The following is a 22138-nucleotide window of genomic DNA, read 5'->3' as shown; positions in this document are numbered from 1 at the left end:
GTGATCAGTATTTTTACGGTTTTGGGTTGACCCCGTGTTGGAGCTTACCTAGCATGGACGCCTCTTGCTGTTCAGCTTGACTATATTTTAGCTTCGGAAGTTCCATGCAACCAACTAACATTCATGACGTGGTGGCCGATGAATTCGGTCAGGTAAACGACTACATTCTTTCGCAACTTAAGAGCGAAATCCCTCTGATCGAGCAAATTGGTTACTACATTATCAGTAATGGTGGCAAACGTTTACGCCCATTAATGGTACTGCTAGCAGCCCGCGCAGCACAGCCGAGCACAGGCTTAACCGAGTCCACTTTGAGTAATGCTGTAAAAATGGCCTCCATCATTGAGTTCATTCATACTGCAACACTTTTGCATGACGACGTGGTCGATGAGTCCGACATGCGCCGCGGTAAAAAAACAGCCAATGAAGAATGGGGCAATGCACCGAGCGTTTTAGTCGGCGACTTTCTCTACACGCGCGCTTTCCAAATCATGGTGGATGTCGGTAGTTTTCAATGCATGGAAATCTTGTCTGGCACGACCAACATTATTTCCGAAGGCGAAGTACAACAGCTAATCAACTGTGGCGATCCTGACACCACCGAAGAAAGCTATATCAAAGTAATTCAGTACAAAACTGCCAAGCTATTTGAAGGCGCAGCCTTGTGTGGTGCCGTAGTCGCTGAAGCCAGCAAAGAGCACCAAGAAGCACTACGTCAGTACGGCATGTACGTGGGCACCGCTTTTCAGTTGATTGATGATGTGATGGACTATGTGTCTACCGCAGAAGAAATGGGCAAGAGTGTTGGTGACGACTTGGCCGAAGGCAAACCAACGTTACCGTTGATTTTCACAATGAAACACGGAACCGACGACGCCAAAGTACGTGTTCGCGCAGCCATTGAAACGGGCGGCCTAGAAAACCTCGAGGCGATTCTTGCCGACGTTCGCGCTTGTGGCGCCATCGAATACACAGAAAACGAAGCCAAGAAACAAGCGGAGCTGGCCATAGCAGCCATCGCATGCCTACCGGACTCAGACTACAAACAAGCGCTGGTTAGCCTAGCCAACGCTGCCGTTAACCGTCGAAATTAATGATAAAGTCCGAGTGCGCCAGCGCTCGGACACCCTCCATTCCTTGATCAATAATAGCTCGCACCAATCGGGCGGTTTCTTCTGGGTACTGCATCATAAAACAGTGATCACCCTGCACTTCAATAAAATGCAAGTTAGGATTTAATGTTTGCGCTAACCGGTAAGAGGCTTGAAACATATCCAGCGTATTAGTGCCCCAGAGCACGAACGTTGGTGCCACAACACGCTCCAAAGACGACCATAAGGCTAACGGCGAGCTACCAAATACCGCAGCCTCCAGCCAAGGCGGACAATTCAGCTCTCGCTCTCCCGCGCCATTTTCATGTGTTGAATACTGCACATAATCTCTCAGACAGCGCTCTTGCCAGCCGGCAAATGTGCCACGACCACGCAGACTGTCCACCACTTCTTCAAAACTCGACCAATGGGTTCGACGGCGCTCAGTTTGGCGTACCAGTGGCGACTTGCGCCGTTTCTCTTCTGGATCAAGCGTCATTAGCAGCTCAATCATTTCTGGTGGATATAAGGCGGGATCGAGCAAAATATTTTTCTGAAATAAATTTGCTTCACGAGCGTTCATCAAAAGCGTCATACAGCCGCCAAAACTATGTCCAATGCCAATCAATGATGACCAATCGTGCTTAGCTCGCAACTGCATTAAAAGAGCTTGAAAACGCTCCGAAGATCGCTCCCAACCGACAAACTGCTCACCGGCTAAGGACAAGCCATGACCCGCAGCATCTTGTAGCATCAAGTTATCTTGCCCAACAATTCCTTCGAGCAATGCATCGTAACTACGTACCGCAAAGCCATTACCGTGCAAGAAGTGCAAAGTTCGAGGGGCGTCATTGAGCAATTGTAAGTGCACGGACAACTCTCCGTCCTGCACTGGGAAATTTTGCTGTTGGTAAGATATCCTGCTCACATCCGCTCCTATCGTGTCGTGATACAACCTCGAAAACCCGCTAAAGCTAGGCGCCATTATGCTAACCTCTAGGGCTCATCCATGTAAATTTTGTCTTTTTGTTACGTAAATAGACAAAAAAAACGTACTTTTACCGACTCTGAATTGGTTTTTTTCCGCACAAACATTCATATTACTTCCCCGAACCGATATAATCTCATGGATTTTCATACTGCTAACTGGACCACACGCTCAATTGCTTAGGTAAATACATGAGTGGTGGATATAGGACTATAATGACTACAGCTTCATCGTTTGATAAAGACGAACTTTTAAAGTGCGGCTACGGCGAAATGTTTGGCGCAGGTAACGCTCAGCTACCTGTTGGCAACATGCTAATGCTAGACCGAATCACCCACATCTCTACTGAAGGCGGTGCGTTCGGAAAAGGTGAAATCATTGCTGAATTGGATATCACCCCTGACCTTTGGTTCTTTGAGTGCCACTTTCCTGGCGATCCAGTCATGCCAGGTTGTTTAGGTCTTGATGCTATGTGGCAGCTTGTTGGTTTCTTCCTAGGCTGGAAAGGCAACAAAGGTCGCGGTCGCGCATTGGGTTCTGGTGAAGTGAAATTCACAGGACAAATTCTGCCTACTGCTAAGAAAGTGACGTTCCACATAAACCTGAAGCGCGTAATCGAACGCAAGCTTGTAATGGGCATTGCTGACGGAAGTGTTTCTGTAGATGGTCGTGAGATTTACACGGCAAAAGACCTACGTGTAGGCTTGTTCACATCCACTGATAACTTCTAATAGATTAAGAGTATAAGAGGCACATTAGTTATGCGTCGTGTAGTTGTAACTGGCCTAGGCATTGTTAGCTGCCTTGGCAATGACAAACAAACAGTTCTTGAGTCCCTACGTGAAGGCCGTTCAGGCATTCGTTTCGCAGAAGACTACAAAGAAAAAGGTTTCCGCAGTCACGTTTGTGGTCGTATTGATCTAGACGACTCTGAAATCGACCGTAAAGTACGTCGTTTCATGGGTGACGCGGCTACCTACGCTTACGTATCAATGCAGCAAGCGATTGCTGACTCTGGCCTAAGCGAAGACCAAGTTTCTAACATCCGCACAGGTTTGATTGCTGGTTCAGGCGGCGCTTCGGCGAAGAACCTAGTGGAGTCAGCTGACACACTACGCGAGAAAGGCGTTAAACGTGTTGGTCCATACCGTGTTACTCAGACAATGGGTAGTACCGTATCGGCGTGTCTTGCGACGCCATTCAAAATCAAAGGTGTGAACTACTCGATTACGTCTGCTTGTTCTACTAGTGCACACTGTATCGGTAACGCAATGGAGCTTATTCAATTAGGTAAGCAAGACATTGTGTTCGCAGGTGGCGGTGAAGAAGAGAGCTGGACACAGACTTGTATGTTCGACGCGATGGGCGCGTTGTCATCTAAGTACAACGACACACCAGAAAAAGCGTCTCGTGCTTACGATGCAAATCGTGACGGTTTCGTTATTGCTGGCGGTGGCGGCATACTAGTTCTTGAAGAACTAGAGCATGCAAAAGCTCGCGGCGCAAAAATTTACGCCGAAGTCGTAGGTTACGGAGCGACATCTGACGGCTACGACATGGTAGCGCCATCAGGTGAAGGTGCGGTTCGTTGTATGCAAATGGCGATGAGCACGATTGATGGCAAAATTGACTACATCAATACTCACGGCACAAGCACACCTGCAGGCGACATGAAAGAGCTTCAAGCGGTTCGTGAAACCTTTGGTGATGACATCCCGAAAGTAAGCTCGACTAAATCTCTATCAGGTCACTCACTAGGTGCTGCGGGTGTACACGAAGCGATCTACAGCTTGCTTATGATGGAAAATAACTTCATCTGCGCATCCGCTAACGTTGAAGAGCTTGACCCAGAGGCTGGCAACATCCCAGTTGTGACGACTCGCGAAGACAACGCTGACCTTAAGCTGATTATGTCTAACAGCTTTGGCTTCGGCGGCACTAATGCCAGCCTAGTATTCAAAAAATACGAAGGCTAAGCATTCGCTTACTATGAGCAGATCAAAAAAAACCGCACAGTGTGCGGTTTTTTTATGCCTTAAAGAAAGCGTCTCTCAAGGATACTGGCGCATGGCGTTACGCATCCAAGTTTCCATCTCTTCATGGATTTGGTTGGTATCTTTGCCTTCCACCTCAATCAAGGGGCCAATCACCACTGTAATCGTACCCGGGTATCGGCGCCAAGTTCGGCCCGGCCAAACGTGTCCAGCATTGTGCACGATCGGCAAAATCGGCGCTTTGGCAGAAGACGCCAACATCGCTGCACCCTTGTTAAAATCACGCTCTTTATCCGGCAAGGTACGCGTCCCTTCAGGGAAAATCAGCACCGAACGACCCGCTTGAATACGCTCTTTACCTTGCTTCAAGATTTGCTTTAGAGCACCCGCGCGTTTAGCTCGATCAATCGCAATCGGTTGCACCATCCGCAAGCCCCAGCCAAAGAATGGAATCGACAATAGCTCTTTCTTCAGCACGGTTGAGATCGGCGTCTTCAGCACCTGCAGTAGGTAAGTTTCCCATTCACTTTGATGATTTGCAGCAAGCACCACTGGCGTCTCTTTACCTGGCAAATTCTCACGCCCAATGACCTCTACTTTCACTCCGACAACCACTCGGAACAAAAACAGCAGAAGGTGATTATGGACATTCAACACTGGCTGACGCCAGCTAGGCGGAAGCATCCAGGCAATCAATGGCGCTAATAGTCCAGTGAAGCCAGTTAGCAGGCCATAACAAACGGCAAATAATAACGAGCCGACTAAGGCCCGCAGTGAATTCCGAGGTTTCATAAAGCGCTTACTCCGTATTCATTTAGCCGATTAAAGGCCACGCTCTTGCTTTTGAATCAGTGGATTGGCGTACATGTGCAGCACCGTTTCACGTAATTCATCTGGACAAGTTGCCATGTATTCATCAAATACAGAGTCGCCACTTGGCTCCCCATTTAGTACTTTCAACGCTGCAGTATTGGTAGACTGAATCGCATAAGAGCCAATGATCTGGCGATCTACTTCAGCCACCATGTCGTCCGGCGTGGCGCAGTTGTGATCAATCACATCACCAAAGGTAACAATCACTTTGCCCTTGCGCCCCACAATCCCTTTGCGGATGCTATCAATGTCTTCAAACTCGGCTTTCTGATAAGAGCCTGTAGTCGATTTCTGATGTAACTCACGGGCCTTATCAAAGGCACAAGGATCGTATTCATAAGAAATCGATACTGGCACGATTTTCAGATTTTGCATGGCATCAGGAAAAGCCACTTTTTGCTTTTTCTGACTCATGTAGAACATCTTGATAATCGCCGGATCGGTTTGATCAAGACCGTCTTTAGCGCGTCCTTCTTTTTGTGCAATCCAGATATTGCAGTGTTCTTGCGTCAGAGAATAGGTGATGTAATCCGATAGCTGACCAAACGCCGCCATCATCTCACGCACCCCATTCACCGAACGCTTAACGATAAAACTCTTATTCAAACGCATTAGGTCTGACACAAATGGACGGCGCAACAAGTTATCACCAATAGCAATACGTACCGTCGCCAAACCATTGAGATACAAGCCATAGTTTACAAACGCAGGATCCATGGCAATATCGCGATGGTTCGATAGAAACAAGTAGCCTTCATTTTTGGCAAGCTTCTCAATCCCACGGTATTCCACATTACTGGTGGTGGTTTTGATCATACGCTCCATGTAGTCGGCCACTTGCATCTGGAATGCATGCACATCATTTATTTTGCGCACTTCCTTTTGCAATACGTGCTTAACGACCATCGCTAAGAATCCACGTGTCCACTGTGGCCATTTAGTAAATTTAAAGCCGACAATCGTGTCGATAAAGTCTGGCGTATTTACCAAATTTTGTAACACCCCGGCGACCTCATCGTCGTTGTAAGGGCGTATGTCATGAAACTGATCCATTGAACTGTCCATTCAGGTTGAAATTATCGTTATGGTTATAGAGTACAAATCTCGAAGCCCGCTTCCTCTAACATGGCTTTGTTAGAAGTTGCCGTGACCACTGCCGTACTTTCATTCTCTTTTGTTAAGTAAAGCTTAGCGACGCGTTTTAAATCGTCGACCGTTACCGCCAACACCCCTGCACGAAACGCTTCACGGTAGGCTTGCGTACGATTATGTAGCTGCTGGAAGAAGTCACTCTGCGCTTCCCCTGCTGGCGAACTTGGTTTATCCATCGAACCAATCACACCTAGAATTGCTTCTTCTAGTGCATCGTAAGCATGCTCAGTTGACAGCAACCATTCAATCGACGCATCGAAATCCGCCAGTGTTTCTAGTAAACGTGGATCACGGTACGAGTAGAAGCGGAACGCGCCACAACTAGCATCGAAGGTTGCTCCACCGCCGTAGGCGCCACCTTGTTCACGAATAGCTCGGTGTAAAAAGCCATTACGTAGGAAGCCACCCAATACGGTTAGAACGGGTACATCAGGGTGTTCACCAGAAACCGACTTAAAGGCTTTGGCACAGAAGCTTACTTGCGTCGCCGTTACCCAAGCTTGTTTGATATTCTTATCGATCGCAGGCAATGAGAAGTGTGATACCTGCTCATGGTTCGCTACGTTTTGCCAAGCAGGTGTAATCGCCTCAAGTAGCGCGTCTTTATGATGCGGTTCAGCGACCAATAACACTTGCTTTGCAGCACCAGCAAGCTTGCCATGGATTGATTCTAACGTTGCACAGAGTGCGGTCATAGCGTTTGGATCAGCTTTTAGTGCATCATCCAGAGCAATCACCTCACGGATGCCGCTCATGCCACCCCAAGCTTCTTGCTGAGCAGACAAGCCAGACATACCGCTTGAGGCTGCGCTCATGGCCAAAGAATGACCTTGGCCAGTAATTGAGCGTTCACGGCGCGCACGGCGCTGGGCGATTAATTCTTTAATACGACCCGTTTCATCAAAACGTACATCATTAAAGGTCTGCGCCATCAGTTCGGTCATTGCCTGAGCATTGGGCACTAAAGCTTTTGAACTCAGAACGAAGTAGCCATTCACACGCTGCTTATCAATCAGTACCGGTCGAATTGAAGAGGACGCCCCCAAACCACCACAGACTTGCGCTTGGCGTGACTGGATCGCAAGATAGTCTTGTTCGCCTACACCAAGCTCGGTTACTAGGTAGCAGTACAGCGGTAAATGCTGGGTTTCTTGTTCCGTCAAAGCCGGAAGTTCCGTCACCAATTGCTGATACACTAAACCATTGGTTCCTTGCGGGTAGAAGGTAATCGGCAGGCTTTGCGTAACTTGCTCATTCTCGTATTCAGGCAGACGAGCAGGCACATCGTCTAAGCCAACTTTCGGCAAGATGCTCATATCATCGACTTGCTCTTGGCGTGCTTTCAACGCTTGGCTACGCTCGACAATATGCTGTTTTTGTTCTTCACTCAGACCTGCTTTGATTTTGCTTAAGCGGTCTTTTTCCGCTTGGTTACGGCGCGCTTCTAATGCTTCATCAGGGCTCAGCGTAAGTGTCACACGGTGGGCATTCGATAGTAGTAAGTCACGTACCAGTGTTGGGATGTAGTCTTTGTGCAGCACTTTTTCACGCATACTCTCGATCACAGGATCTAAATCAAGCTGAGCGATCACATCCCCTTGGTGCACAGCGGTTGAAAGCGCCGAGAGAATCAGCTGCAAACCGTATGGGTAGCTATCGCCACCGATTTCACGCTGGCTTAACTCAAGTTGATGCAGCATAGCTTCCACCATCTCTTGGTCAACGCCATTTTCGGCAATATCTTCTAGTGTTTTCAGTACCAGCGCTTCCACCTGCGCGGCGTTTTCACGCTTCACGCCTTCAAGGCCACACATAAAACTCATCTCTTTATTGCTGTCTTCTAGACCACACATAGGTGAGGGTGAAGAACCTAGGTCAGAGTTTTCCAACACACGACGTAATGGCGATGCAGAGTTATCTAGTAGCACACTTGATAGTAGCTGTGCTTCAAATTGCTGGGCAAGGTCGATACTTTCACCCAATAGCCAGCCCACTACAACGTGACTGCCATCTTCTTTAGCTTCATCTGTGGCATAACCTTCTTCTACACGTACTGGCGAGAAGTAACGCTTTGCGTTTGGCACGCTGACTTGGTCGTCTAAACGCTCGAAACGACTCAATACTTTGCTTTCAAATTCCGCTTGTAACTCATCTGCTGGAATATCACCGAACGTCATAAATACCGCATTCGACGGGTGGTAATGCTTACGATAGAAAGCCATCAAATCGTCGTAGGACAAATCTGGGATATCCGTTGGCTCACCACCTGAGTTGAAGTGGTACGTGTTGCTTGGGCAAAGGTATTTGGTCAGTGCTTGCCATAGAACCGAGGTTGGCGAGCTCATAGCGCCTTTCATCTCGTTGAATACTACGCCTTTGAACGTGAGCTCTGAATCGGGATTCGTTGGCTCAGCAAACTCCAAACGGTGACCTTCTTGGGAAAAATCCAATCGGTCTAGACGAGAAAAGAACACCGCATCTAGGTAAACGTCTAAAAGATTGCGAAAGTCTTTTTTATTCTTGCTGGCAAATGGATAAGCGGTCCAATCTGACGAGGTGAAGGCGTTCATAAAGGTGTTCAAAGAACGACGTATCATCATAAAGAATGGGTCACGCACTGGGAAACGTTCAGAACCACAAAGGACCGTATGTTCGAGAATGTGCGCCACACCAGTAGAATCGGTTGGTACGGTTTTTAAGCCCACCAGAAACACATTTTCGTCGTTGTCAGAGGCAATATGAAAATGCTTGGCGCCCGTTACCTTGTGCTCATACTCTTGTACCGTCACATTCAGCGCTTCAATAAATTCACTGCGAATGGCGGTAAACGCTGGGTGATGTGCGTTCTTCATGGTCATAAATTACCCCTGTAAAAATCGTTTTCTATTACTAGAATCATTGGGCGTTATCGCCCCAATCTCAAGCAATAAAGCGTGTGAATTATATCAAGAATGTAGTTTGAACGGCACAGATAGTCACCGATGCTGGTTTAACGTTTTTGATGACGCTCCCAGTTCTCCAAACGCGCTTTTTCGCTCTTACGGAACAGTACATAGACGGCACCAAGTCCGCCATGATGTCGCTGCGCACTATGAAATGCCATGACATCGTCTAAATCACGTAGCCATTTATTAATAAAGCTTTTAATGGTGGCTTGATCCTGTGGATCGGGTGTTCGATCTCCTTTGCCATGCACAATGATGCCGACACGAATATCATGTTGCATACAGTCTTCAACAAATTGAAAAACTTCACGACGAGATTGCTCCACCGTTCGACGGTGTAAATCTAGGCGCGACTCGATACCATATTTACCTTGTCGCAGTCGTTTGAATACACCATCTTGCACACCGTCTTTTTTGTATTCCAACATGTCATCCGGATCGACGCGCTCCACAAAGTCTTTCGACAAATAGTTACGGTCTTCCACTTTGGCAATTAGTGCGGCCTTCTGGCGCTCAACAAAGTCCACCCCACCCTGCTTCTTACCAAGGTACACCTCAGTTTTTTTCAGCGGGCGAATACCTTGAACTTCTTGCGCGAACAAAGAGAAATCATCGTCCTCTTGCATACGTTACCTCAAAACTTTTTACCCTAAAGTCTAGGACATATAAATGCAGAAAAGGCTCCCGAAGGAGCCCAATCAAGCTGTAGGGTAAAACCCCTGTGTGCGCCAAACATTGAGTCTCCAATGGCAAACAACAAGGCTGTTAAAACTTTCATGAGTATACCAGCATCACCAAATAACAACTAATTTAAGCTAAGGTTACTCAGTGCTTTGTCGTTTCAAGGTACCAGAAAACTGAAAAATCAAAAAACCAATAAGCGACAACAGTATCGCTATTTCATAACGATTGTAGGCCACAGACACCCCAATAGCCCCTGTATTCCAAATACCGGCCGCTGTTGCCGTACCCGATACCGAATCTCCACTCTTAAAAATGGCGCCACCACCAATAAAGCCCATACCCGTTATGACAGCATACATGACCCGTGCTTCCGCGTCTGAGCCTTGGTAAACACTCATGCCAACCAACATGAAGGAACAAGATGCAATCGTAACCAGCGGAAAAGTACGTAACCCAGCGCCTCGATCATGATGCTCACGATTAAACGCAATGGGTAATGACAACAAGAATGCCATGCCCAACTGAATAAAGTGCTGCAATATTAAGTCAAAGTCCAACTCTAGCATCTGCTCTCCTCCTTACGACTCACCTATATACGCTAGAGGTTTTTGCGGTAAAGAGGTAGCTCTGTTTAAATGTTTCACGCTATATACAAAAAAGGGCCACATTTACAGTGGCCCTTGCAGTGCTAGCAATATGCTTGTCTTTGTCAGAACGGAATATCGTCATCAAAGTCATCGAAGCTTGGCGCTGGCTGTTGTGGCTTAGCCGGCTCTGGTGCTTTTGGTTGTGCTGGCGCTTGCTGCGGCTGGTTGCCCCAGCTACCGAATGACTGTGGTTGCGCTGGCTGCTGGGCGAAGCCACCACCTTGCTGTGGTGCTTGACCGTAACCTTGTGGTTCAGCAGCAGGGGCAGCACCGTAGCCGCCTTGTTGTGGCGCATTACCGTAACCACCCTGTTGTGGTGCATTGCCGTAACCACCTTGCTGTGGTGCTTGCTGACCACCAAAATCACCGCCTTGAGGACCATCAGCACGGCCGTCTAGCAGTTGCATTTCGTTAGCAACGATTTCTGTCGTGTAACGTTTGATGCCATCTTTTTCCCACTCACGGGTACGTAGCGAGCCCTCTACGTAAACTTTTGAACCTTTCTTGATGAAATCCCCTGCGATTTGACCTAGACGGTAGTTACCACGGTCCATAAAAGCGACACGGTGCCACTCAGTACGTTCTTGCATTTGACCGGTTTGGCGGTCACGCCAGCTTTCAGTTGTAGCCAAACTCACGTTGGCAACCGCTGCGCCCGATGGCATGTAGCGCACTTCAGCGTCGCTACCAGCGTTACCAATGATGATGACTTTGTTGATTCCACGTGCCATGACGTTACTCCAATAAATTCAATAAAGCGTTTACTTGACCTGCGGTGCAATACGTTGCAACGCTTCTTTGTCGAGTTGTTTCTTGTTCACTTTAAGATAAGCAGTTTGCTCATCTGTAAAAATCTGTACATCTTCCACTCCTTGGATTTTCATTAGTTGCTGAGTTAGCTGTTGCACGTCCTGCGCACTTTGCGCGGCAACACTGAAGGCCATACTGGACACTTGCTGTGGCGCTGGTTGCAGTGCACTGACCAGCGCCCATACCAACCAGATACAACCAATCACAGTGAAGAGCATGGTCACCGACGTATGTTGCAGCAACCATCCGCCACCCACGCCGCCGATAAACGCCCCCATAAATTGGTGCGTTGAGAATACCCCCATCGCGGTACCACGGTACCCCACAGGGGCAAGTTTACTAATCACCGATGGTAATGTCGCTTCTAATGTGTTGAATGCCACAAAGAACAAACACACGGCTACGGCAAATAACCATAGCTGCGACGACCATTCCATCAAAATCGTCGTTAAGCCAATAATGGCGATCACCAAGGTCAGCACCTGTTTCATCTTACCTTTACCTTCAGCGGCGATGATCAGAGGCAACATCAAAATAAAGGCTCCTCCCATGACTAGCAGGTAAAGAATGCTGTGCTTACCCAAGGATAACCCGTAACGATGAATTAAAAGACTCGGAATCGCAACAAACAATGCCGTTAAACTCGCATGTAACAGCAACACACTGATGTTCAAAAAGCGTAAACGCGCATCCCTTAATACGCCACCCAATGCAACCAAGCTTGGTGTGGTATCACGACGAAAGGTATGCTGTGTTTGATTAGGAACAGCCCACACAATCAACGCCATACCGACGATTGAAAAGGTAAACGATAGGTAAAATAAGCCAGATAACCCGAGCCATTGAAACAAAATCGGGCCAAGGATCAATGACAGCATAAACGAAGCACCAATACTGATCCCTACGCTGGCCATCGCTTTGGTACGGTTCTCTTCTTTTGTCACATCACTGAGCAGGGCCATCAAAGTGCTCGCAATAGCGCCTGCTCCTTGAATGGCTCGACCAAAGATCAAGCTCATGATGCTGTCAGCATTCGCACAAATTACACTCCCCAAGGCAAACAACACCAAACCGAATAAAATCACGCGTTTGCGGCCGATTTTATCAGACATCATCCCCATAGGAATTTGCAATGAGGCCTGTGTGAAACCATAGATACCGATGGCAGCACCAATAAGCGCGGCATCCGCACCATCTAGGCCGTCGGCGGCAATGCTGATAACAGGCATAATCAGAAACAAGCCCAACATGCGAAATAAATAGACCATCGCGAGGGCTAAAACTGAGCGGCGTTCAATGACATCCATAGTTGCTACTACTTGCGTATTTAGAGGTGATTGTTGAAAGATCGCAGATTTTACTAAAAATACCGTTGAAGCTCTATTTTAACTACTGTAAAAATAGACAGTTATTCTATTTTGAATGACTTTTTCCTTGGTTGCATTACATTTTGGAGACTCATGGACACTATTACCCTTCGCGGTGCGCGGACCCACAATCTTAAAAACATCGATTTGGACATTCCTCGCGATAAGCTGGTAGTGATTACCGGACTCTCAGGGTCAGGCAAATCATCTCTTGCATTTGACACCCTGTACGCCGAAGGCCAACGTCGTTATGTCGAATCCCTCTCGACTTACGCACGTCAGTTCCTGTCCATGATGGAAAAGCCCGACATAGACCATATTGAAGGCCTTTCACCAGCGATCTCCATTGAGCAAAAGTCGACGTCACACAACCCGCGCTCGACTGTCGGCACCATTACCGAAGTTTACGACTACCTGCGTTTGCTGTTTGCCCGTGCAGGACAACCACGCTGCCCCGATCACGGCGAGCCCTTAGAAGCACAAACCATCAGCCAAATGGTCGATAAAGTATTATCGCTGCCAGAAGAAAGCAAAATGATGATGTTGGCACCGATCATTAAGGATCGTAAGGGTGAGCATTTGCACACCATCAGCGAGCTATTATCGAAGGGCTTTGTGCGAGCTCGAATTGACGGCATTGTAGTGGACTTAGACGATGCTCCTGCACTAGAGAAAAATAAAAAACACACTATCGAAGTTGTGATTGATCGCTTTAAGGTACGATCGGATCTTCAACTGCGTTTAGCAGAATCTTTTGAAACCTGTTTATCGCTATCCGACGGTATCGCTAAAGTCATCAACATGGACGACGAGGCGGACGAGCTAGTGTTCTCCAGTAAATTTGCTTGCCCAGTCTGTGGCTACGCAATCACCGAGCTTGAGCCTCGCCTATTTTCGTTCAACAACCCAAATGGCGCTTGTCAGACTTGTGATGGTTTGGGGACAGAGCAAGCATTCGATGCAGAGCGTGTTATCCAAGATGAAAACCTAACTCTTGGTGAAGGGGCCATTCGCGGCTGGGGGCGACGTAGTATTTTCTATTTCCAACAGCTCAATGCGTTAGCAAACTTCTATGGCTTTGATATAGACGCGAAATTCAAAGACATTCCGAAAGAATACCAAAACGTTATTTTAAATGGTTCGGGTAAAGACAAAATCGACTTCGTTTACATCAACGAACGTGGCGACAAGATGATCCGTTCCCATGTCTTTGAAGGCGTACTACCAAACTTGAATCGCCGATACCATGAGACCGAGTCGGACTCAGTTCGTGACGACCTTTCCCAGTACATTAGCACCAAGCCTTGCAGCTCTTGTCATGGTACGAGGTTAAATAAAGCGGCGCGAAATGTTTTTATTGCCAACGAAACATTACCCGATATTGTCAAAAAGCCGATCGCCGAATGCCTACAATATTTTGAAGAGCTAAAACTATCTGGGGCGAAAGGTGAAATCGCCGAAAAGATCCTCAAAGAGATCCGTGATCGCTTAAGCTTCTTAGTCAACGTAGGCCTAGATTACCTAACATTGGATCGTAAAGCGGACTCTCTATCTGGCGGCGAAGCCCAGCGAATTCGCTTAGCTAGCCAAATCGGTGCCGGTTTAGTGGGCGTTATGTATATTCTCGATGAGCCTTCAATTGGTTTGCACCAGCGAGACAATGAGCGCTTGATCAGCACTCTAACGCGCTTACGTGATTTAGGGAACACTGTGATTGTGGTCGAACACGATGAGGATGCCATTCGTGTGGCTGACCATCTAATTGATATTGGCCCGGGAGCTGGTGTCCATGGTGGACAAGTAATTGCTTCTGGGACACCAGAAGACATTATGGCCTGTGAGGCATCGATAACAGGCCAATACTTAACTGGAAAACGTAAGATTGAAATACCTGCTATACGCCATCAAGCGACGCAGGGTAAGCAGCTTACGTTACATGGAGCAAAGGGTAACAATCTAAATGATGTCACCTTAAATATCCCCGTCGGCGTGATGACCTGTGTCACTGGGGTTTCGGGCTCAGGTAAATCGACCTTAATCAATGGCACCTTATTCCCCTTAGCTGCAACTGCCTTAAATGGAGCCACTACCCTTACTGCCGCACCGCATGAAAGCATCGAAGGGCTGGATCATTTCGACAAATGCGTTGATATTGACCAGAGCCCCATCGGTCGCACCCCGCGCTCTAATCCAGCGACTTATACTGGCATCTTTACGCCTATGCGTGAGCTATTTTCCGCCACTCAAGAAGCTCGCTCCCGTGGCTACAAACCTGGGCGTTTCTCTTTTAACGTTAAGGGTGGTCGTTGTGAAGCCTGTCAGGGTGACGGTGTCATTAAAGTCGAAATGCACTTCTTACCAGATGTTTATGTACCATGTGATGTCTGTAAAGGGCAACGCTATAATCGAGAAACGCTTGAAATCACTTACAAGGGTAAAAACATTCACGAATGCTTAGAGATGACCATTGAAGAAGCGCGTGAGTTCTTTGATCCAGTGCCGTCCATTGCTCGCAAATTGCAAACATTAATTGATGTGGGGCTTGGCTATATTCGCCTCGGTCAAGCTGCTACCACATTATCTGGTGGTGAAGCACAGCGGGTTAAACTCGCCAAAGAACTGTCAAAACGAGATACCGGCAAGACCCTGTACATATTGGACGAACCCACGACGGGGTTGCACTTTGCCGACATAGAGTTACTGCTTTCTGTTCTGCATCGCCTACGCGACCACGGCAACACCATTGTGGTCATTGAGCATAACTTGGATGTCATCAAGACAGCGGATTGGATTGTCGATCTAGGTCCTGAAGGAGGTAGTGGGGGTGGTTACATTATTGCCGAAGGCACGCCAGAAAAAGTAGCCGAACATAAAACCTCTCATACGGCACGCTTCTTAAAACCCATGCTGGCCTAAGCCTCAGCAAAAAAGGAGCTTAACCGCTCCTTTTTTTAATTTACTACAGAAGCACTTAAGTAACTTCTAGACACAAAAAAGCCGAGCTATAAGCTCGGCTTTTTTAAAGCAAATGCTGTATTATTCAGCGTCTGCAGCTTCCGCAACTGGACGATCAACCAGTTCAACGTAAGCCATAGGTGCATTGTCACCTGCGCGGAAGCCGCATTTTAGAATGCGAACGTAACCACCAGGACGACCTTGGTAACGAGGACCAAGCTCAGAGAACAATTTACCTACTGCATCTTTGCTACGAGTACGTGCAAAGGCTAGGCGACGATTCGCAACCGAATCTTCTTTCGCCAATGTGATCAAAGGCTCAGCAACGCGACGAAGTTCTTTGGCTTTCGGCAACGTAGTTTTAATAACTTCGTGCTCGAATAGAGAAGCAGCCATGTTTTTGAACATCGCTTTGCGATGAGAGCTAGTACGGTTTAAGTGACGTCCACTCTTACGATGACGCATTATATATTCCTTACCAAACTACGGTGGTCAGGGAACAATGATCTAGCGAGCTAGAACTTTGCTATCGTCTTTCAAACTAGCTGGTGGCCAGTTTTCTAGACGCATTCCCAAAGACAGACCGCGCTGTGCTAAAACATCTTTAATTTCAGTTAATGATTTCTTACCTAGGTTAGGCGTTTTAAGTAGCTCAACCTCTGTACGCTGAATCAAATCACCGATGTAGTAGATGTTTTCTGCTTTCAGACAGTTAGCACTGCGAACGGTTAGCTCAAGATCATCAACCGGGCGTAGCAAAATCGGATCAATCTCATCCTCTTCTTCTTCTACAACTGTCTCGCTTTCACTCTCTAGAGCGACAAATACCGCGATCTGTTGTTGTAGAATAGTCGCTGCACGACGAATTGCTTCTTCAGCGTCGATTGTACCGTTAGATTCGATGTCAATGACAAGCTTATCTAGGTCAGTACGCTGCTCTACACGAGCATTCTCTACGCTGTACGCAACACGGCGAACAGGACTGAAAGAGGCATCCAGCTGCAAGCGACCAATTGGACGAGTCTCATCGTCGCTAGCAACACGAGCGTCAGCAGGCTCATAACCACGACCACGTGCTACCTTGATCTGCATATTTAGTTCAGCAGTATCATCAAGGTGACAGATAACATGATCTGGGTTAGAAATCTCAGCATCAGAAACAAGTTGGATATCACCAGCTGTCACGACACCAGGACCTTTCTTACTTAGTGTTAGAGTTGCTTCATCTTGCCCGTGTAGAGCGATCGCAACTCCTTTTAGGTTAAGAAGAATTTCAATAACGTCTTCTTTTACCCCTTCAATCGCACTGTACTCATGCAATACACCGTCGATTTCTACTTCGACAATTGCACAACCAGGCATAGAAGACAAAAGGATACGACGCAACGCGTTGCCCAAAGTGTGACCAAAACCACGTTCTAGTGGCTGTAGTGTCACTTTAGCACGTGATTGGCCTAGCTCTTGTACTTCGATGTTGCGTGGGGTTAACAATTCGCTCACTGAACGCTGCATAGATCCACCTATTTCTTAATCCTAACCATCTAGCTATTACTTAGAGTAAAGCTCGACGATTAGGTTCTCATTAATTTCAGCTGATAAATCGGCACGCTCTGGAGCAGCTTTGTAAGTTGCTTCCAATTTAGTTGAATCAACTTCGATCCAGTGGATCGGCGAACGATTTTTAGATAGCTCTAGTGCGTTTTGTACACGCAACTGCTTCTTAGCTTTTTCACGGATAGACACAACATCACCAGCTTTAACCTGGAAAGATGCAATGTTAACCGCTTCGCCGTTAACTAGGATAGCCTTGTGGCCAACTAGCTGACGAGCTTCCGCACGTGTAGAGCCGAAGCCTGCACGGTAAACTACGTTGTCTAGGCGTGACTCAAGAAGTTGCAGAAGGTTTTCACCAGTTGCACCTTTGATGCGAGCAGCTTCTTTGTAGTAGTTGCGGAATTGTTTTTCAAGAATGCCGTAAATACGACGAACTTTTTGTTTTTCACGTAGCTGTAGACCGTAATCAGAAAGACGACCACGACGTGCACCGTGCACACCAGGAACTGTTTCTGCTTTACATTTTGATTCTAGAGCGCGTGAGCCACTTTTAAGTTGTAAGTCTGTGCCTTCACGACGAGACAGTTTACAAGTAGGACCTAAATAACGAGCCATGTGTTCTGTCTCCTCTTAAACGCGACGTTTCTTAGGCGGACGGCAACCGTTGTGCGGAATTGGCGTCACGTCTGTGATGTTATTGATGCGCAGACCTAGTGCATTCAATGCACGAACTGCGGATTCACGACCAGGACCAGGGCCCTTGATCATTACGTCAACGTTCTTAAGACCGAACTCTTGCGCAACAGCACCTGCACGTTCCGCAGCAACCTGTGCAGCGAAAGGAGTACTTTTACGAGAGCCACGGAAACCTGAACCACCCGCAGTCGCCCAAGACAAAGCATTGCCTTGGCGATCAGTGATAGTCACGATCGTGTTGTTGAAAGACGCATGTACATGAGCAACACCGTCGACGACCGTCTTTTTGACTTTTTTCTTGGTATTGCGCGTTGCTGGCTTAGCCATATTGCACTTTTCCTAAATCTAATGCTCAGCTCTAGTAGACTTAATGTACTAGAGCGAAACGCGTTGAATTACTTACGAATTGGCTTACGAGGGCCTTTTCGCGTACGAGCGTTCGTTTTGGTACGTTGACCACGAACTGGTAAGCTGCGGCGGTGACGGATACCACGGTTACAGCCTAAGTCCATCAAACGTTTGATAGACATGCTGACTTCACGGCGGAGGTCACCCTCTACAGTAAACTTAGCAACTTCGCCACGTAGACGGTCTAGCACTTCATCGCTTAGAGAACCGATTTTAGCGGTTTCTTCGATACCTGCAGCTTGGCAGATTTCTTTTGAGCGAGTGCGACCAATCCCGAAGATGTAAGTTAGAGAAATGACCGCATGTTTATTGTCAGGAATATTGACACCGGCTATACGGGCCATTCACTTTACTCCGTTGTTATGGATGAATCACTTCATCACTTTGCTTTCATGAGGGTGGCAGATTATGCCAGCATAGCGGACAAAAATCAACCACCCTCCCATCATCGAATAATCTAGCTATTAGCCTTGACGTTGTTTGTGACGAGGCTCAGAACAGATCACTCGAACTGAACCGTTACGACGAACGATTTTACAGTTACGACAGATTTTCTTTACAGATGCACGTACTTTCATGTTCAACTCCAACCTATGCTTAACGCATTAGGCCATTTGGACCATATCCAGTCAGATTAGACTTTTTCATTAATGATTCGTATTGATGACTCATCAAGTGACTTTGTACTTGAGACATGAAGTCCATCACCACGACGACTACGATCAACATCGAAGTACCACCGAAGTAGAAAGGAACATTCCATGCCACAACAAAGAACTGAGGCATCAATGACACTAGCGTGATATACAATGCACCGAATAGCGTCAAACGAGTCATAACACCGTCGATATATCGAGCTGTATGGTCGCCTGGACGAATGCCCGGCAAGAACGCACCGGACTTTTTCAAGTTATCTGCCACATCTTTAGGGTTGAACACCAGCGCTGTATAAAAGAAGCAAAAGAAAACAATTGCTATCGCAAACAACAGCACATATAGCGGTTGCCCAGGAGCTAGAGCCAAAGAAATATTTTGCAACCACTCCATCCCCTCACCTTGACCGAACCATTGGCCGATCGACGCTGGGAACAGAAGAATACTAGAAGCAAAGATTGGTGGGATTACACCCGCCATATTCACTTTAAGCGGCAAATGGCTCTTTTGTGCGGCAAACACCTTTTTACCCTGCTGACGCTTAGCATAGTTGACGGTAATACGACGCTGACCACGTTCAATAAAGACTACGAACGCGATGGTAGCGATTGCCAACACACCAATCAAAAGCAGCGCAAGGATATTGATATCACCTTGACGGGCCGATTCAAATGAACGACCTAGAGCAGAAGGAAGACCTGCAACGATACCGGCAAAGATAAGGATAGAAATACCATTACCAATGCCTTTTTCAGTAACCTGCTCACCTAACCACATCAAGAAAACCGTACCAGCTACAAGAGTAACCACCGCAACCGCGTAGAACTCCAAACCTGAACTGAACGAAATGCCTTGGCTAGCTAGGCCGACCGCCATAGAGGCAGACTGAACAAGTGCAAGAAGAACCGTACCGTAACGAGTGTACTGGGTAATCTTACGACGACCCGCTTCACCTTCCTTCTTAAGTTGCTCTAGTTGCGGACTCACCACTGTCAATAACTGCATAATGATCGAGGCAGAAATATAGGGCAGGATACCTAGAGCAAAAATACTCATACGCTCCAATGCGCCGCCTGAGAATACGTTAAATAAACTCAGGATTGTGCCTTCGTTCTGGTCAAACAGTGCAGACAAGCGATCTGGGTTAATGCCAGGTACCGGGATGTGTGCACCGATTCGATATACAATAATTGCTAGAAAAACAAAACGGATTCGAGCCCAAAGCTCGCCAAGTCCGCTTTGCATTCCTGCTGGTAGTGAGCCACGCTTTGTCATCTATTCCTCGATCTTTCCGCCAGCTGCTTCGATCGCAGCACGAGCACCTTTAGTAACTTTAAGGCCACGTACAGTCACTGCTTTCTCAATAGAGCCAGACAAGATAACTTTCGCTGTCTTAATTTTGTCACCTAGGATGTCGGCAGCTTTAAGAGCAGCCAAATCTACAACTTCTGCATTCACTGCGGCTAGTTCGTTTAGACGAACTTCAGCTACATACTGAGCCTGACGTGAAGTGAAACCAAATTTCGGTAGACGACGCTGGATAGGCATCTGACCACCTTCAAAACCTGGTTTAACTGAGCCACCTGAACGAGACTTAAGACCTTTATGGCCTCGACCGCCAGTTTTGCCCAAACCGCTACCAATACCGCGGCCTACACGTTTAGGAGCATGCTTGCTACCTTCGCCAGGGCGAATAGTATTTAGGAACATGTTACTCTCCTACCACTTTAACCATGTAATAAACTTTATTGATCATGCCACGAACTGAAGGTGTATCTTCTAGCTCACGAACTTGACCGATCTTTTTAAGACCCAAGCCTTTAACTGTTTCACGGTGCTTTGGAAGACGACCGATTGGGCTACGAGTCAGTTGTACTGAGATGGTTTTGTTAGCCATTTCACATTACCCCAAAATTTGATCGACAGACTTACCGCGTTTTGCAGCGATTTGCTCAGGTGCACGCATGTCAGCCAAACCTTTGATCGTTGCGCGAACAACGTTTACAGGGTTAGTTGAACCGTAGCATTTAGCTAGTACGTTGTGAACGCCTGCGATTTCTAGAACCGCACGCATTGCACCACCCGCGATTACACCAGTACCTTGAGAAGCTGGCTGCATGTACACTTTAGATGCACCGTGAACCGCTTTAACTGGGTATTGTAGTGTGTCGCCATCAAGAGCAACGCTTACCATGTTGCGGCGAGCTTGCTCCATTGCTTTTTGGATAGCTTGAGGAACTTCACGTGCTTTACCACGACCGAAGCCCACTTTACCGTTACCATCACCAACTACTGTCAAAGCAGTGAAAGAGAAGATACGACCACCCTTAACTACTTTAGCAACGCGGTTTACTTGTACTAGCTTCTCTTGTAGATCGCTAGTTTGTTGTTCGTTAACTGCCATTTGCTACCCCTTAGAACTCTAGACCAGCTTCACGCGCAGCATCAGCTAGCGCTTGAACGCGACCGTGGTATTTGAAGCCAGAACGGTCGAAAGCAACAGCAGTGATGCCAGCTTCTTTAGCACGTTCAGCAATAAGTGCACCTACTTTAGCAGCTGCATCTTTGTTACCAGTCGCAGAAGAACGTAGGCTCGCGTCTAGAGTAGAAGCGCTTGCTAGAACCTTACTACCACATGGCGAAATAACTTGCGCATACATGTGACGTGGCGTGCGATTTACAGTAAGACGGTTCGCACCTAGGTCACGAATATGCAAACGTGTGCGGCGAGCACGACGAATTCGAGATTGTTTCTTAGTGTTCATGAATGCTTACCTACTACTTTTTCTTAGCTTCTTTACGGCGAACAACTTCGTCAGCATAGCGAACACCTTTGCCTTTGTATGGCTCTGGTGGACGGAAGCCGCGAACTTCAGCAGCCGCTTGACCTAGCGCTTGCTTGTCGATACCGCGAAGAACGATTTCAGTTTGAGATGCACACTCAGCAGTAATGCCTTCTGGCAACTCGTAATCTACTGGGTGTGAGAAACCTAGTGCTAGGTTCAAAACGTTGCCTTTAACAGCAGCACGGTAACCTACACCTTGTAGTAGTAGACGTTTTTCAAAGCCTTGGCTAACACCAGTAACCATGTTGTTAACTAGGGCACGAGTAGTACCAGCTAGTGCACGGCTTTGTTTTGCACCATCACGTGGAGCAAAAGTAAGAACGTTTTCTTCTTGCTTAACTTCAACGCTTGCGTGGACGTTAAACTCTAACTGACCTTTACCACCTTTAACAGCGATTGACTGGCCTTTTAGAGTAACTTCTACACCACTAGGAAGCGTCACAGGGCTTTTCGCAACTCGAGACATACTAACTC

The 22138-nt window shown here is 47.3% G+C and carries 24 protein-coding genes; 4 read left to right on the top strand and 20 right to left on the bottom strand.

What is annotated here, in order from left to right; genetic code table 11:
* Positions 1-104 precede the first annotated feature (104 nt).
* Positions 105-1094, top strand: coding sequence for an octaprenyl diphosphate synthase (ispB, locus tag ASC49_RS08690; protein ID WP_055462839.1), 990 nt, complete (start codon positions 105-107; stop codon positions 1092-1094).
* Here ispB and ASC49_RS08685 read toward each other — a convergent pair.
* The gene (locus ASC49_RS08685; RefSeq protein ID WP_162265207.1) at positions 1078-2019 is read right to left on the bottom strand and encodes an alpha/beta fold hydrolase; all 942 of its coding nucleotides are present in this window, start codon (positions 2017-2019) and stop codon (positions 1078-1080) included. The genes ispB and ASC49_RS08685 overlap by 17 nt on opposite strands.
* A 275-nt stretch (positions 2020-2294) precedes the next feature.
* On the opposite strand from ASC49_RS08685, the gene fabA reads away from it, so the two are divergent.
* Both fabA and fabB read left to right on the top strand, forming a co-directional pair.
* Positions 2295-2810, top strand: a complete 516-nt coding sequence (gene fabA, locus ASC49_RS08680; RefSeq protein ID WP_055462837.1) for a 3-hydroxyacyl-[acyl-carrier-protein] dehydratase FabA — start codon at positions 2295-2297, stop codon at positions 2808-2810.
* Positions 2811-2840: 30 nt separating this feature from the next.
* Positions 2841-4055, top strand: a complete 1215-nt coding sequence (gene fabB / locus ASC49_RS08675; protein ID WP_055462836.1) for a beta-ketoacyl-ACP synthase I — start codon at positions 2841-2843, stop codon at positions 4053-4055.
* 75 nt (positions 4056-4130) lie between these two features.
* On the opposite strand, the gene ASC49_RS08670 is transcribed toward fabB, so the two are convergent.
* The 7 genes from ASC49_RS08670 to ASC49_RS08640 form a co-directional block, all read right to left on the bottom strand.
* On the bottom strand, positions 4131-4865 hold the full coding sequence (locus ASC49_RS08670; protein WP_055462835.1) for a lysophospholipid acyltransferase family protein: 735 nt from the start codon (positions 4863-4865) through the stop codon (positions 4131-4133).
* 30 nt (positions 4866-4895) lie between these two features.
* Positions 4896-5999, bottom strand: a complete 1104-nt coding sequence (locus ASC49_RS08665; protein ID WP_211262036.1) for a 1-acyl-sn-glycerol-3-phosphate acyltransferase — start codon at positions 5997-5999, stop codon at positions 4896-4898.
* A gap of 35 nt (positions 6000-6034) precedes the next feature.
* A complete protein-coding gene (locus tag ASC49_RS08660) occupies positions 6035-8956 on the bottom strand; it encodes an insulinase family protein (RefSeq protein WP_055462833.1) in 2922 nt (973 codons plus the stop codon).
* A 131-nt stretch (positions 8957-9087) separates the two neighbouring features.
* Positions 9088-9669: a DNA endonuclease SmrA gene (gene smrA, locus ASC49_RS08655; protein ID WP_055462832.1), complete on the bottom strand. Its 582-nt coding sequence runs from the start codon at positions 9667-9669 to the stop codon at positions 9088-9090.
* A 195-nt stretch (positions 9670-9864) separates the two neighbouring features.
* A complete protein-coding gene (locus ASC49_RS08650; protein WP_055462831.1) occupies positions 9865-10293 on the bottom strand; it encodes an MgtC/SapB family protein in 429 nt (142 codons plus the stop codon).
* A 143-nt stretch (positions 10294-10436) separates the two neighbouring features.
* Positions 10437-11105 (bottom strand): single-stranded DNA-binding protein, encoded by a 669-nt coding sequence (gene ssb, locus ASC49_RS08645; protein ID WP_055462830.1) that lies wholly within the window; start codon positions 11103-11105, stop codon positions 10437-10439.
* Positions 11106-11135: 30 nt separating this feature from the next.
* Positions 11136-12491, bottom strand: coding sequence for an MFS transporter (locus ASC49_RS08640; RefSeq protein WP_055462829.1), 1356 nt, complete (start codon positions 12489-12491; stop codon positions 11136-11138).
* Positions 12492-12644: 153 nt separating this feature from the next.
* Here ASC49_RS08640 and uvrA point away from each other — a divergent pair, with 153 nt between their 5' ends.
* On the top strand, positions 12645-15467 hold the full coding sequence (uvrA, locus tag ASC49_RS08635; protein ID WP_055462828.1) for an excinuclease ABC subunit UvrA: 2823 nt from the start codon (positions 12645-12647) through the stop codon (positions 15465-15467).
* A gap of 120 nt (positions 15468-15587) precedes the next feature.
* Here uvrA and rplQ read toward each other — a convergent pair whose 3' ends face one another.
* The 12 genes from rplQ to rplF all read right to left on the bottom strand — a co-directional run bounded on the left by rplQ (position 15588) and on the right by rplF (position 22130).
* Entirely contained in the window at positions 15588-15971 is a 384-nt protein-coding gene (gene rplQ / locus ASC49_RS08630) for a 50S ribosomal protein L17 (protein ID WP_055462827.1), read from the bottom strand.
* 42 nt (positions 15972-16013) lie between these two features.
* Positions 16014-17018, bottom strand: coding sequence for a DNA-directed RNA polymerase subunit alpha (locus ASC49_RS08625; RefSeq protein ID WP_055462826.1), 1005 nt, complete (start codon positions 17016-17018; stop codon positions 16014-16016).
* A 36-nt stretch (positions 17019-17054) separates the two neighbouring features.
* On the bottom strand, positions 17055-17675 hold the full coding sequence (gene rpsD / locus ASC49_RS08620; RefSeq protein ID WP_055462825.1) for a 30S ribosomal protein S4: 621 nt from the start codon (positions 17673-17675) through the stop codon (positions 17055-17057).
* Positions 17676-17690: 15 nt separating this feature from the next.
* Positions 17691-18083 (bottom strand): 30S ribosomal protein S11, encoded by a 393-nt coding sequence (rpsK, locus tag ASC49_RS08615; RefSeq protein ID WP_009836290.1) that lies wholly within the window; start codon positions 18081-18083, stop codon positions 17691-17693.
* A gap of 68 nt (positions 18084-18151) precedes the next feature.
* On the bottom strand, positions 18152-18508 hold the full coding sequence (gene rpsM, locus ASC49_RS08610; protein WP_055462824.1) for a 30S ribosomal protein S13: 357 nt from the start codon (positions 18506-18508) through the stop codon (positions 18152-18154).
* Positions 18509-18628: 120 nt separating this feature from the next.
* Entirely contained in the window at positions 18629-18742 is a 114-nt protein-coding gene (gene rpmJ, locus ASC49_RS08605) for a 50S ribosomal protein L36 (protein ID WP_055462823.1), read from the bottom strand.
* A gap of 19 nt (positions 18743-18761) precedes the next feature.
* Positions 18762-20093: a preprotein translocase subunit SecY gene (gene secY, locus ASC49_RS08600; protein ID WP_055462822.1), complete on the bottom strand. Its 1332-nt coding sequence runs from the start codon at positions 20091-20093 to the stop codon at positions 18762-18764.
* Positions 20094-20528: a 50S ribosomal protein L15 gene (rplO, locus tag ASC49_RS08595; protein ID WP_055462821.1), complete on the bottom strand. Its 435-nt coding sequence runs from the start codon at positions 20526-20528 to the stop codon at positions 20094-20096.
* Position 20529: 1 nt separating this feature from the next.
* A complete protein-coding gene (gene rpmD, locus ASC49_RS08590; RefSeq protein ID WP_055462820.1) occupies positions 20530-20715 on the bottom strand; it encodes a 50S ribosomal protein L30 in 186 nt (61 codons plus the stop codon).
* A gap of 6 nt (positions 20716-20721) precedes the next feature.
* Positions 20722-21222: a 30S ribosomal protein S5 gene (rpsE, locus tag ASC49_RS08585; RefSeq protein ID WP_055462819.1), complete on the bottom strand. Its 501-nt coding sequence runs from the start codon at positions 21220-21222 to the stop codon at positions 20722-20724.
* 10 nt (positions 21223-21232) lie between these two features.
* Positions 21233-21583: a 50S ribosomal protein L18 gene (gene rplR, locus ASC49_RS08580; protein ID WP_055462818.1), complete on the bottom strand. Its 351-nt coding sequence runs from the start codon at positions 21581-21583 to the stop codon at positions 21233-21235.
* 13 nt (positions 21584-21596) lie between these two features.
* A complete protein-coding gene (gene rplF, locus ASC49_RS08575) occupies positions 21597-22130 on the bottom strand; it encodes a 50S ribosomal protein L6 (protein ID WP_055462817.1) in 534 nt (177 codons plus the stop codon).
* Positions 22131-22138 lie beyond the last annotated feature (8 nt).

This window comes from Marinomonas fungiae, from assembly GCF_001418205.1.
Lineage (GTDB): Bacteria > Pseudomonadota > Gammaproteobacteria > Pseudomonadales > Marinomonadaceae > Marinomonas > Marinomonas fungiae.
This window is presented reverse-complemented; position numbering and strand designations above follow the sequence as displayed.